Source organism: Paenibacillus xylanilyticus (assembly GCF_047246825.1).
Classification (GTDB): domain Bacteria; phylum Bacillota; class Bacilli; order Paenibacillales; family Paenibacillaceae; genus Paenibacillus; species Paenibacillus xylanilyticus_B.
Genome location: NZ_JBFOLB010000007.1, coordinates 167,479 through 181,076, shown reverse-complemented (window position 1 = coordinate 181,076; position 13,598 = coordinate 167,479). Strand labels below are relative to the sequence as shown.

Annotated in this window: 10 protein-coding genes; 5 read left to right on the top strand and 5 right to left on the bottom strand. The window is 48.0% G+C overall.

Features of this window, described 5'->3' with window-relative positions; genetic code table 11:
* Window positions 1-19 precede the first annotated feature (19 nt).
* Genes AB3N00_RS27175 through AB3N00_RS27165 form a run of 3 tightly spaced genes read right to left on the bottom strand, consistent with a single transcriptional unit; the run spans window position 20 to window position 3,564 of the window.
* Window positions 20-847, bottom strand: a complete 828-nt coding sequence (locus AB3N00_RS27175; RefSeq protein ID WP_413037344.1) for an energy-coupling factor transporter transmembrane component T family protein — start codon at window positions 845-847, stop codon at window positions 20-22.
* Complete coding sequence (locus AB3N00_RS27170) at window positions 822-2,684, bottom strand: ABC transporter ATP-binding protein (protein ID WP_413037343.1); 1,863 nt, start codon at window positions 2,682-2,684, stop codon at window positions 822-824. The genes AB3N00_RS27175 and AB3N00_RS27170 overlap by 26 nt, the downstream gene beginning before the upstream one ends.
* Window positions 2,677-3,564, bottom strand: a complete 888-nt coding sequence (locus AB3N00_RS27165) for a cell division protein FtsQ (RefSeq protein WP_413037342.1) — start codon at window positions 3,562-3,564, stop codon at window positions 2,677-2,679. The genes AB3N00_RS27170 and AB3N00_RS27165 overlap by 8 nt, the downstream gene beginning before the upstream one ends.
* Window positions 3,565-3,765: 201 nt before the next feature.
* Between AB3N00_RS27165 and AB3N00_RS27160 the strand changes: the two genes are divergently transcribed.
* The 5 genes from AB3N00_RS27160 to AB3N00_RS27140 all read left to right on the top strand — a co-directional run bounded on the left by AB3N00_RS27160 (window position 3,766) and on the right by AB3N00_RS27140 (window position 10,235).
* Complete coding sequence (locus AB3N00_RS27160) at window positions 3,766-4,599, top strand: MurR/RpiR family transcriptional regulator (protein WP_413037341.1); 834 nt, start codon at window positions 3,766-3,768, stop codon at window positions 4,597-4,599.
* A gap of 542 nt (window positions 4,600-5,141) precedes the next feature.
* On the top strand, window positions 5,142-6,002 hold the full coding sequence (locus tag AB3N00_RS27155; protein ID WP_413037371.1) for a methyl-accepting chemotaxis protein: 861 nt from the start codon (window positions 5,142-5,144) through the stop codon (window positions 6,000-6,002).
* 165 nt (window positions 6,003-6,167) lie between these two features.
* A complete protein-coding gene (locus AB3N00_RS27150; protein ID WP_413037340.1) occupies window positions 6,168-7,883 on the top strand; it encodes a spore germination protein in 1,716 nt (571 codons plus the stop codon).
* Window positions 7,884-7,941: 58 nt separating this feature from the next.
* Window positions 7,942-9,039 carry a GerAB/ArcD/ProY family transporter gene (locus tag AB3N00_RS27145; protein WP_413037339.1) on the top strand — a complete coding sequence of 366 codons (1,098 nt, stop codon included), beginning with the start codon at window positions 7,942-7,944 and terminating at the stop codon, window positions 9,037-9,039.
* A complete protein-coding gene (locus AB3N00_RS27140) occupies window positions 9,036-10,235 on the top strand; it encodes a Ger(x)C family spore germination protein (protein WP_413037338.1) in 1,200 nt (399 codons plus the stop codon). The genes AB3N00_RS27145 and AB3N00_RS27140 overlap by 4 nt, the downstream gene beginning before the upstream one ends.
* A gap of 77 nt (window positions 10,236-10,312) precedes the next feature.
* On the opposite strand, the gene AB3N00_RS27135 is transcribed toward AB3N00_RS27140, so the two are convergent.
* Both AB3N00_RS27135 and AB3N00_RS27130 read right to left on the bottom strand, forming a co-directional pair.
* Window positions 10,313-12,715, bottom strand: a complete 2,403-nt coding sequence (locus AB3N00_RS27135; RefSeq protein WP_413037337.1) for an ABC transporter permease — start codon at window positions 12,713-12,715, stop codon at window positions 10,313-10,315.
* A 2-nt stretch (window positions 12,716-12,717) separates the two neighbouring features.
* The gene (locus AB3N00_RS27130) at window positions 12,718-13,476 is read right to left on the bottom strand and encodes an ABC transporter ATP-binding protein (RefSeq protein ID WP_413037336.1); all 759 of its coding nucleotides are present in this window, start codon (window positions 13,474-13,476) and stop codon (window positions 12,718-12,720) included.
* Window positions 13,477-13,598 lie beyond the last annotated feature (122 nt).

The following is a 13,598-nucleotide window of genomic DNA, read 5'->3' as shown; positions in this document are numbered from 1 at the left end:
GAATGGTTAAGTATATGAATTACAAAATTTCATAATGTCCGCCCAGCCAGAACAGCAGAGCCGCATAGATGGCTGAGCCAGCAAGAAAACCGATGTCACGCGGGGTGATCTTCAGGTGGGCCAGCTTCAGACGTTTGGACTCAGGATGCTTCATCCCGTAAGAGAAACCACGGGTTTCCAGTGCTTCAACGGTGGTGCGGGAACGTTTGGCCGTAGCCAGCATTAACGGGAAGAAGGACACAACAAACAGTTTCATATAATAGACAACGAGTCGCCAGTAGAGCCAGCCAGGTCTGGAAGGAACTTGACCCCGCAGTCTGTAGGACAGCATAATGTTGCGGAATTCTCCAAACAACACGGGCAGAATGCGGTACGCATACGAAAGGCTGAATGAGAATGCCGCAGGCATACCGAGTGCCAGCAGTCCATCCCCAATCCGTTCCGGGTCCATGCCGGAAAAGACGGTGATGCTTGCCAGCGAGACGATCGACAGCTTCAGGGTCAGCAGCAGCAAGGGGAAGGCGGATTCCAGGTTGCCCCCGAAGAACAGCGAGATAATAAACATCCAGCCCACCTGACCGATCAGCCCCAGACATAGAATGATGATAATGAAGGGAGCAGCCCGGGACAAAATGGTCGTGGTGACCATGAGCAGAAACATGCCGAGCAGCACCGTTCCGTTATGAATAAACCAGGGCACGATGGCAAAGAAGAGATACCAGATCAGCATGACACGGGGGTCAATTCGTGACAGGCTCGCATGACCGCTGCCGTACACGGTATTCATCAGCTCCAGCTGAATGCGTTCAATGGATATTTTGTCAAACCAGTTGCGGACAAGCTGCATGAATGTCATCCTCCTTGGTGAACGAGTGATTCCGAAGGTTCCCAACAAAGTCCTCGGGTGTTGGACACAGTGCAGACAGACCCAACCGATGTGAAAGTTCCATCATCTGAGTAAGCGCAAGTCCGGAGCGACGCAGAAGCGGTTCATCAGCAAACACCACGGCAGGTGATCCATCGGCTTCAACTCGTCCATTGTGAAGCACGATGACACGACTGGCCCATTGGGTAACCAGCTGCATATCATGGGTTGCAATAACGGTTGTCCGCACATGCTGATCCAGTTCATCCAATACTCCGATCAGTTCCTCCCGAGTGGCCAGATCCAGATTGGCAGTAGGCTCATCAAGCAGCATAAGGGCAGGCTTCATGGCTGCACCGATCGCAAGGGTCACGCGCCGCTGTTGTCCACCGCTGAGGAGACGGGCGTCCCGCTCCTGTAGCGGCGTAAGACGGAAACGATCCAGCACATGTGCGATTTGCTCATCGGCTCCCTGGATGCGGCGGGTTCTCAGGAAATATGAAACTTCTTTGCGAACACTGTCTTCGATAAACATCTCGGCCGAATGTTGAAAAATATAGGCGACCCGGCCTGCCAGCTGTTCCAATGATGAACGATGCGTCATTTCTCCAAGCACGCTGACACTGCCTTCCTGAGGCAGACTGATGCCGGCCATGAGTCTGAGCAGTGAGGACTTGCCCGCGCCATTGTTGCCGACCAGGGCGATCCGTTCTCCTTCATGGAGTGAAAAGTTAACCCCACGAATGATTTCATGCTCCTTTTTGCCAAGCCCTCTGTACCGCAGACGTGTATCCTTGAATTGAACAATCGGAAGAGAATTGGCATTCTCGTGTTCAGAACGTAACTGGACCATGCTCTCCGCGTCTCTGGGTGGTCTATCCTGTACCGCTAATAGTGCTGATATCTTAGCAGGGTACTGTTCCTTAAAATATACGGCTGCTTCCTCCACTGTGATAGGGAAGAGCTGACTATCCTCCAGATGTTTGGAGGGGGATACATCTATTCCTTTGTATGATTGGGCAGCCTGAATGGCTGCCCGGGTCACTTCAGGAGGCTGAATGCCCAGCCGCTCCAGATCTGCGATCCGATTCAACCCTTCCTTGACCGGAAGGTTCCACAGCACAGATCCTTTGTCCATCAGGACCACATTCGCACAGAAGTCGGCGATAAATTCGGTATGATGCTCGATGACAATAATGGTCTTGCCATGCTCTGTGTTCAAGCGAGACAGGCATTCATAGATCAGTCTGGCATGCTGTGGATCCAGTTGTGAGACAGGTTCGTCCACGATGAGAATATCCGGGTCCAGCGATAATGCACCAGCCAGCGCGAGCAGGTGCTTTTGGCCGCCGCTCAATTCCCAGATGTACCGATTATGGATGGAGTCCAGACCACACATCGCCAGGGCACGTTCACCCAGCTCCTTATAGTTGGACAGCCCGTAATTCAGTGGGGCAAAGCAGGCTTCATCCAGCACGGTTGGACGCACCAGCTGATTGTCGAAGTCCTGATAGACATAGCCGATTTTTCTGGATAAGTCTGCAACACTTTGTCCTGCCACTGGGACACCGAGCACATGGACTTCACCCGTGAAGTCCCCCGTGTAGAACTGGGGAATGAGACCGTTGAACAATTTGCACATCGTTGACTTGCCACATCCGTTGCTTCCGATAATGGCAGTGAAGCTTCCACGGGCAAGCTCAAGTGATGCTCCGTTCAGGACAGGTTCTTCCGAACCCGGATAGGTAAAAGTGACGTTATGAATAGCAATAGCGGAATCTGATGAAGAAGCTAACTGAGAAGAATGTATATTAGGCATAAGGGCGGTTCTCCGTACCTGGTGCCGTATTGTTTTTGCTCCGTTTAGCCCGCATGATCAACAGGGTGACTACTGCAATCAATGCAGCGGCTCCGATACTGATCCAGATCGAGGCGGAACCATATTGATCGGCATAATCCGTTTCCCATACCGCGAAGTTGATGTCCATCTCGGACAGGGATTCTGCGCCAAAGGCCAGTGCGAGCAGCAGCAGACCGATCAGAATCAGTTTCGGACGGAAAAAACCAAACCCTTCATATTTCATGCCAGGATTACGAGGCTTAATGCCCAGCAGCGGTTCGATTTTTCCATAGAGAAGTGGAACGAGGTACAAGGTAGGCAGCAGAGCGAACAGGATACCCGAGAACAATACGTCATTCAGGAAACCAACCCCTTCGATCAGCACAACACTCTCGGCAAGTCCAGGGACGGCTTCGAGCTCTTCCACACCAATCCATACTTTACCGATATCGACCAATGAACTTAGAAACTGATGGATGATAACCCCAGTCATAGCGGCCACGCCAACCTGTCTGCGATTGCGCGGATCACTGACCATGCGGCCTGCGACATACATGGCGAAGGAAAAGGTAATGAATTTCTCCAGTTCACCAAGCCCGCCGAATTGCCCCAGCATCAACTCACCAAAAATCACTTCTCCAAGAGCGGCCCCAAGGGCGGCAATCATGGGATGGAACAAAATGCAGAGCGTCAGTGGAATAAAAGCAAAATATTCAACCGACAATTCAATCGGTCCAAGCTGAAGCTTGGGGATGAGCTCTGTGAACATGTTGGACAAGCCGTACAGTGACATGGAAAGCACAAACACCATCATTTTCTGTGAAGACGTCAGCGTATAACGCTCAGTCATCTTCTTCATCGATACATACCTCCCTGAATGTTGTTGATCATAGCCACAGTCTAGGGGCAGAGTATTAACGCAAAGGGAGATATTTGTAAACAGGTTGTAATATTTATTACAATATGAAATATAAATGAAAAAAATATTACATACATAAACCACTAGATCTCGAGCCAGCTGTTATACTGATGGCAGAGCGAGAAAAGGAGTGTATCCGGAATGAATTTATTTGCCCAGAAAGAACAGCTGTCACCTGGTCATCTGAAAATTGCCGATTTTGTTGAACGTAACCCTGAAGAGATATTGTTCATGACAGAGCAGGAGATCGCCGACAGACTAGGCGTCAGCATAGCAACGGTATCCCGCTTTTGGCGCGCCGTTGGGTATGACAATGCCAAAGCATTCAAAATACGGCTGCGCACTTCCGAAGACACCACACCTGCACTCAAGTTAAATAAAACGATCTCCCGCATGGACACGAGCAGCTTGCCTGTGCAATTGCTGGAAGCCTCGGTGTCCCATCTGCAGGAGACCTTATCGCATATGAAACAGGGAGATCTGGAGCATGCAGCTTCCATCCTCGCTGAAGCAAGAAGAGTATATCTTTACGCTCCGGGACCTTCAGCTGGTTTGGCGGAGCTGCTGTCATTCCGGTTATCCAGATTCGGATTAACAGTCATCCATCTTGCCGGGAGCGGACATGAACTGCTTGAATCCCTGATGCACATGCAGCAGGAGGATATGGTTTTACTGATGAGTTTCACCCGTCTGCTGCCTGAGGCGGAGGTCATACTGGATTATGCGAAGGAAGTAAGCAGCAAGGCTGTGCTCGTGACAGACCGGGAGGATCTGTTATATGGACTGGCCACAGAGTTGTCCTTCTATGTAAGCCGGGGGGAGCTGGGTGAATTCCACTCCATGGTTACTCCGCTTCTGCTTATGGAGCAGCTGGTGCTGGCTGTGGGATTGCTGCAGAAGGAGCTGGCGTTATCCAAGCTCGAACGGCTCGCTGAACTGCGCAGCAGGTATGCGGACAAGCTGCCTCGCGGCTGATTCCGGATACAGGGGATGATCTGACACTGTTATATAGGCCCTTTATCCGGCCCAATCGAAAGCGGGGAAGGCAATCAGTTCGTGTATGGGCGATCACCGTGGGGGATGCTGATTGAACTGATTTCTTACCCTGCTGGCATCCAGTATCCCAACGACAGTGAGGCGAAGCGCTGGACTCCTCCCGTAAGCAGGACTTAGCTTGAACATAGGCGCGATAATGAATTCGGATCTTAAGATTATAATAGTGAAAGGACCGTTCTGTTGGAGCGGTTCTTTTTCGTGTAGGCCAAAAGATTGTTAGGCGAACTTTTTTTTGAAAAAACAAGATGGAAGTGATCCAAATGCCCCGAATTGGGGTATCAATAGTAGGAGCTTTCAGAACTTTATTATACATATACATAACGGTTGGGGAGCCCAGTGTCTATTTTTTGCATATTTGTTTGTAGTAATCTATTACGGATTGAAGTGTGGGGGGAAATCAGTTGCTTACATTAGAGTTGGAAAAGAAAGATGCTGTCACTGATGAGTTGGTTATTAGGGCCATGGAAAAAAATCTGGCGATCATTCGTTTCGATCTGGACAAGCGAGTGACCTACGTTAATGAAGTCTTTGCGAGTACGATGGGGTACCAGGTAGACGAAATGAATGGGATGCATCATCGGCAATTGTGCTTTGCTGAATTTGCGAACAGCCCGGATTATGAGCGGTTCTGGCAGAGCATTTTTAACGGGGTAAGTTTCCAGGACAAGATTGAACGCAAGGATGCAAAAGGTAATTCGGTCTGGCTCGAAGCCACATACATGCCTGTCTATGATGAATTCAACCAGAGGGTTCTCGGGGTGTCCAAAATTGCCACGAACATTACAAGCCGTCAGCGAAATATTTCGGCCGTGGTCCATGAATTGAAAACGATGTCACATGAACTGAATGAGCATGCTGATATTGGTATAGAACGCAGTCGGGATCTGATGTCCACCATTACGCAAATTTCAGAAGTATCAGCCGATAATCGGGCTACGCTGACTCATTTGCAGGAGCAGGCAGTCTCCATTCAGGGGGTTGTCAAAACCATTCGGGAAATTGCGTCGCAGACACAGCTTTTGGCGCTGAATGCTGCCATTGAAGCGGCACATGCGGGCGAGTATGGACGTGGGTTCGATGTGGTAGCCAAGGAAGTCAAAAAGCTGTCGAGCATGGTGGAGAATTCCATTAATGAAATCCGGGACAGTGTGAATGGTATAACAAAAGAGATGAAGAACATTACCGGGGGAACACAGAAAGTAGACGAATACGTAGAACAGAGCCAGCAGCAAATTGAGATAGCATTGAATGATTTTACAACCATTGCTGCGTCAGCACAGCTGCTTGATGCCAAAGCTCAGCAAGTAACGAAGATTGTTTAAAATATTTCTTTCTCACTATAAACTGCCACAAAAGAAGCGGGCTCCTAATCAGGGGCCTGTTTTTTTATAACGTCAAAAATACGGGAATTATTGTGAGACTTCAGGGAAAGAATACACAGAAATACATGCAGGTTCACAGCTTAGAGAAATGTTGGGGTGAGGGTGATGTGGTCCAAAATTTTATCGCACGTTCCGGATTGGAAAATATGGGTGCAGGCTTTTTTAGTGTTGATCATTCCCATTGTAATCTTACAAGCGAATCGTTGGCTTAAATCCACTGTTAGAGGTGGGGGAATAGGTAAGGATAACAACCAACCCAACCAAGCAGGGAAAGGCTCTTCATCAGATAACGCTGACCAGAATCAGAAAATGGAAACAGGCGCTTACGCCAATATCAAACTTACAGGTAACTATGCCACAGATTTGATCAGTTCACGAGAAACATTTGGTCAGAATGCAGACGTACATATCCGAGAGTTTATCATTCGTGGGACAAATACACCTGCTGCTGTTATGTATGTCGAGGGTTTGGTGGATCAGCAATTGATCGATGATCATTTGATTAGACCACTTATGTTACATGGGGTACCAGAACTGAAGCAGGAGAGCTTTCTGCATCCGGATCATGCGAATGATCTCAAGAATTATCTGAAAAACCAGCTGCTTCCTGTCAGCCAGATTCAGGAAACGGAATCACTGCAAGAGCTGGCACTCGGCGTGCTTGTGGGCAAGAATGCTCTGATCATTGAGGGTATGCGTGGAGCGCTGCTCATTGGCACATCCAAGGGGAAGACACGCAGCATAGAAGAGCCGCTGTCGGAAGCATTGCTGCGCGGTCCACGAATCGGTTTTACCGAAGAACTGAGTGATAATACAGGTATACTGCGGCGGTATGGCAGCAATCAGAGCCTGTTTATCCAGAAATATGAAGTCGGTGATCGAATCAAAAAGGATTTGGCCATTGCGTACATTCAGGATATTGCTGACCCGGAGCTCGTCGCTGAAGTTCAGAAGCGGATCGAAGGACTGAATATGGATGCCATGTTGGAATCCGGATATGTTGAACAGTTGATTGAGGATAATGAGCTAAGCCCGTTTCAACAGGTTCAGAATACCGAGAGGCCTGACCGCGTCATGAGCGGGCTGCTTGAAGGAAGGGTTGCCATCATGTTGGACGGTACACCTTTTGCCCTCATTGTGCCGGCTACGTTCAGCATGCTGCTGCAATCGCCTGAGGACTATTACGATCGATGGATTCCGGGAACATTTTTGCGGATGCTTCGTTTTCTGGCAGCCATGCTGGCGCTTCTGGCACCAGCGTTGTATATCTCTTTCATTTCGTTCCACCCGGGTTTGATTCCAACCAAACTGGCACTGACCATTATTGAGACAAGAAAAGGTGTACCGTTTCCCTCGATCATTGAAGCCTTGATTATGGAGACAGCGATCGAAATTTTACGGGAAGCCGGGATCCGGCTGCCCAAACCGATTGGTCCGGCGATGGGCATCGTCGGGGGTCTCATTATCGGGGATGCGGCTGTACAGGCGGGGATTGTTAGCCCATTCCTCGTGATCGTGGTTGCCGTAACAGCCATCTCTTCGTTCTCCATTCCAACGTACAGTGCGGGAATCACGCTGCGCATTCTTCGTTTTACTGGAATGTTTAGTGCGGCTGCTCTTGGATTATATGGGGTGATCATGTTCTTTCTTCTGATATGCAGCCATCTTGTCCGTCTTAGCAGCTTTGGTGTTCCGTATGCCAGTCCGGTTGTGCCGTATAGCCTGAATGAATGGAAAGATTTTTTTGTCCGAGCTCCACTCCGGCTTATGAAGAAACGTCCCAGCATGATGAATCCGACAGATCAGGATCGAAAAAAGTAATTGATAGGTAAGAGAGTTTTCTGCAGTTAGCACCATCAATCGGCAAAGAGGTGATAATGTGAATTCCACGAATCAGATATCAACCAAACAAGCAGGGGTCATCATTATTAACTACATGTTAGGCGCCGGAATTTTGACTCTTCCACGCACGACGGTAGAGGCTGTAGGGACCCCGGATGTCTGGATTTCCATTATCCTGTCAGGTCTGATCATCACTGGTGTAGGATTTATTCTCGTTATCCTGTGCCGCAGGTTTCCCAGCAAGACGGGGTTCCAGTTTGTTGGGGAAATTACAGGTCCATGGATTGCTTATGCACTTAGCATCATCACGGTCCTATATTTTCTTATCATTTCGGCATTTGAAATCCGGGTCATGGCGGAAGTTACCGGACTCTATCTGCTGGAAGGCACACCAGTGTGGGCTATTGTCATGGTCTTCATGTGGGTGGGGATCTATCTGATGTCCGGTGGTCTGGTTACCATTGCCCGTTTATTTGAGATTATTTTGCCGGTTACCCTCGTTATTTTTGTCATTGCCATTTTGCTTAGCAGTCAACTGTTTGATATTAGTAATCTCCGTCCTGTATTGGGAGAAGGGGTTCTACCCATATTTAAAGGTTTGAAATCGACCTTGCTTGCGTATACAGGCTATGAAATTATGATTGTCATCATGGCATACATGCAAAAACCAGAAAAAGGCATCAAAGCGATGGTCTGGGGAACGGCAGTGCCGATGGTCATCTATCTCATTACAGTCGTTATGGTTATTGGGAGCCTGTCCGTTGAGGGCATGAAAACCCGCACGTGGCCAACGCTGGATCTGATGCGAAGTTTCGAAATCCAGGGGTTAATCTTTGAACGCTTCGAATCCCTGCTGCTTGTCATCTGGGTCATGCAAATATTCTCAACGTTCACCATCACGCATTATGCAGCCGCAGTAGGTGTTGCACATACGTTCAAAATAAAAAACACGGTTCCCATCATGTACGCATTACTACCTGTAAGTTACCTGATTGCTGTACTACCCAAGGATGTGAACGAAACATTTACCTTGGGTGACATGGTGGGTAATGTGTCCATCTACCTATTCGGCATACTCCCCACCGTCCTGCTGTTGATCAGCATTATCCGTAAAAAGGGAGGGAAGCACGCATGAATCGAACCATTCGAATCGGCCTGTTCCTGCCCGGATTACTTCTGCTGCTATTTACTGCTGGGTGCTGGAGCAGCAAGGAAATCGAGGACCTTAGTGTATATGTTGGACTTGGAATTGATCTGGAGAATGAATCTCCGTTTGAAAAAAGTATTAACCAACAGGGAGGACACTACCCCAAGAAAAACAATATTACGGCCACGGTACAGATTGTACCGAGAGGAACAGCCAAAGAACAGTCCGGACCGGGAACAGCAGGAGCAGGAAAATCCTATTTTAATGAACGGCTAACAGGAGATTCACTGATACAAATTTTTCGCCAGTTTGCAGTCAGAAGAGATCGACCGTTGATTGGTCACCATCTTAAAGTCATTGTCGTCTCGACCGAGGTATCCAGAAAATACAGTTTGGATCAGCTGCTTGATTTTGTGCTGCGGGATAACGACATTCGGCCAAGCTGTCTCGTTGTGGTCAGTCACCGAAAAGCACTGGAAGCACTATCGACCAATGATCCTGGTGAGATTCCATCATTCTATCTTACAGGCCTGGTTGACAATGTGAATCGAACCAACAAGATACTCCCGGCCATGTCGCTCACCAAGCTGGATGCTACCATGCAGTCGGGATCAAGCTATTTATTACAAAATGTCATTTCGTTTGAAGGAGAACACAAATTCTCAGGAGCAGGCATCTACAGTGGGAAGACCAACCGGTGGATTGGGAGTCTGAGCCAGACCGATATGGAGGGGTTATCCTGGATTCAAGGGAGGGCACAAGGGGGAGTAATCAAAACGTATCGGGAAAAATCAGGGAGTACCGTCACGTATGAAATTAAACACACCAAGAGCAAAATCATCCCCACAGTCAAAGGAGATGACATCTCATTCCATGTAAAGGTGGAATCCGATGGCTGGTTTATGGAAGACTGGACTTCACCGGAGGAAGAGGGCACTGAGAAGTATTTGGACGAACTGGAGCAGGAGTTCAGCGAACTGGCCAAACAACAGATACAGCAGTTGTTGTATAAAATGCAGCATGTGTATAAGGTAGATGTAGGTGGATTTGGAGACCGGCTTCGTATTAAATATCCGAAAGTATGGCAGAAAGTTAAACCGGATTGGGATAAAATGTTTAGTGAAATCCCGATTACCTATGATATCAAAATCAACATTACCAATCAGGGATCATCGACAGAGTAATATCAGGACAAACCAAACAGCCTTTTCGGATTCCATAAAGGACTCCAAAGGGCTGTTTTTTTTGCATGTTGCCAACGTTATTCAATAACCAGCATACGTGGCGATGTTTCATGAATCACACGGGAAGAGAACCAGGAGCCAAGGGCTGCTGCAATCATGCCTACGCAAGTGAATAGACCAATCCCACCCCAATGGAGAATAAGAGGAAGCTGAACAATACCGTAACCCGCCAGGACCATCTCAAGTAGAATAGGCAGCATGTAAACGCCTACCAGGATTCCAAGTACGGCGCCAATGGCAGCAAGGGCTGCCACTCCCATTGAAACAGACACTCGAATACGCCGTGATGTCATGCCAATCGATTTGTAGATTCCATAGGTTCTGCTTTCTTTGCGGATACTAATCCGGCAGGTACTGAAAATGATAATAAATGTAACCAGGAGGAATAGCAGCCCGATTAGGCTCATGGGGTAGATCAGGACGGCTGCCGCTTCTGCGTAGACGGAATCAAGCAGTGTCTTCTGAGTTACAACCGAAGCGGAATCTTTAAATTGATCATTTAATTCCTCGGCGACTTGATTTGCTTGCATAGGATCATTCAGATTAATGAATACAGCATCAAAATTGCCAAAATTAGGATGTATGGCACTCATGGCCTCCGTCGTAATCCGTCCCGAGATAGACATGTTGGCGATGGCTTGATAAATGCCTGTGATGAGGAATGTTCGCTTTTTTCCCTCAATATAAAGTTCCAAGAAGTCACCCGGAGCTTTGTTTAATGTTCTCGCTACACTTACACCGATGGCGATTTCATTCTCCTGTTGTGGATTTCTCCCCTGCAGTGTTTCAAATCCAAGGTCCTGATAACTTCCATCCAATACACTCAGAGCTAAACTGGTAGATTGCCCCTGCATATCAGCAGAAGAATCTGGATGAAGTACACCCGTAATGTTCCCTTGCCAGCCGACATTTTTAATTCTTGGATCTTCTTGTAACCTTTGCTTTAATTCGTCTTTGGGAAAGGTACTCTTGTTCACAACGACAGCAGCAATGTTGGCATTGTCATAGCCCCATTTGGCAGCTGTCTGAACAATTCCGGTGATACTGGTTAACAGAACATATCCCAAAACCAGTACGGACGAGGCAATGGTCGTCAGCAGCAGCATGAGAATGGAACTTTTGGTGTTCTTCAACAAATGGCGCAATCCGAGAACTGCAGCTGCAGGCAGGCGTGTAAACCCGATTAAGCCCGCCAGCGGGGAATTCATTCTGCGTGCCAACCGGGTATGGTCCGTCTCCGACATGCCATAACGGATGGCCTGCACCGGCTGGATATGTCGTGCTTTTCTGGCATATAGCACAACGAACAGTATGATCAATGCGAACAGAAACACGCCCACCAGCATGGCCGAGCCTATTCCTTCGACCGAAATGTCACTATTGCCCACGCGAAGAGAAGACACGGAAATGTTAATGATGAATTTGGATGCCCATATACTGAATGCGAGCCCTGGAATAATGGCTATGAAGGAAAGCAATGAATATTGAATCACATAGGTGCCGATCGTTTTGGCTGAGGTTAATCCCAATGATTTGAGTATGCCAATCGTTTTGTAGTTGGCCAGAATGGCATCCGAAATCGTGAATCCTATCGTCATAAGAGCAATGGCGAGCATGACAACACCTAGGAAAATCATGATGAACCCAACGATCTGGTTAATGATCAGATAAAAAGAGGAAATGCCCTCAAACTCCATCTTGGTTTCCAGAAATGGTCCGCCTGCCTCAAGCGTGTAACGTTCCCAATACCTTGAATTCGTACTGTAATCGTCGAAATGGATTCCCATCATGTGATGATCGGTTCCCGCAAGTGACTGGACATCATGGTGGTAATCCAAGGGATTCATCCAGACCCGTGCTGTATTGGTAAATGGTGCTCCATAAGGCACATCGACGACAATGGCGGACACCTTCAGATTCAAGGCAGCGGCCCCGGTTTTGAAACCAACTGTATCTCCTACCGATATATCGTAGGCATTGGCCATGGATGTTGGAATCCAGACCGAACCTTGTTTCGGAGCAGCTTCAGGTGCTCCCTTGGAGAAAATAAGTTCATCCACAACCCATGGAGGAGAAGGGGTGCTTATCATGTAAAGGTAAAGATTAGGAATATCCATGCCATTAAAAGCGATCCCTGATAACGTGCGATACGTTAACAATGAGGACACTTCAACGCCATCCTCGGAAGCCCACCAGTCGTGCACAGCCTGCGGATCATTAAGACCTTTTTCAAAGGTCAGAATTTGATGCGACCCATTGGTGCGGTTGTGCATTTCCCTAAACTGGTTACCCGTGTTGGCCAGGATCATAACAGCTGTAGACACGAGGAGCGTGGATAGAAGAATGAGCAGAGCGATAAAACCATTTTGTATTTTGCTTCTGCTCAGGTAGGAGAGGCTAAGTTTCAACATGACAGCCATCGCTACGCCTTCCCCGATACAAAAGTAAATATGACGGCTTCACGGTCATGCATCTGATGTTCGCTATATTTATCAAATTCGAGAATGCCTCCAACCTTGCCGTCCCGGATCAAGATAAGACGATCAGCACGGCAGGCAGCCTGAATATCATGCGTAACCATGACAACGGACTGCCCTTTTCGGTTAATGTCGGTCAGGATGTCGAGAACAGCCTTACCGTGCTCATAGTTCAGGCTGCCCGTAGGTTCATCGGCGAAGAGCACATCCGGTGTATTAATCAAAGCACGTGCAATGGCGGCTCGTTGCTGCTGACCTCCTGAAGTTTGGGAGGGGAAACGGCTGCTCTGTCCGTCAATATCCAAGGCTTTCATCAGTTGGGCTGCCCGAATTTGAATTTCATTCTTTTTGGTCCCGGCAATGTATCCCGGCAATGCAATGTTCTCTTTGATGGAGAGATCCGGTACCAGATTAATACTCTGATAGATATAACCAATGCGGCGAGTCCGGAAATCGGACATTTCCCGTTCACTGTAAGCATCAATCCGTTGATCATAAAAATAAACCTCACCGGCTGTCACATGATCCAGACCACTCAGCAGATAGAGCAAGGTCGATTTTCCCGAGCCGGAATTGCCCATAATGACCGTGAAGTCTTCTTCATAGATATCCAGATCCACATTGCGTATGGCATGATATTGCTCCGGGCCAGTGCTATATGTTTTGCATAGGTTATGCGCACGAATAATGGTTGTTTTGGTCAAGCAGATCACTCCTCAGGTGCAGTATACGATTTATTCTAGCGGGGGGATGTTGAGGAAGTCTTATCAAATTATGAATAAAGTATTACAGGGCCAGATGTCTGCTTGAACGGTTTATGAAAAAC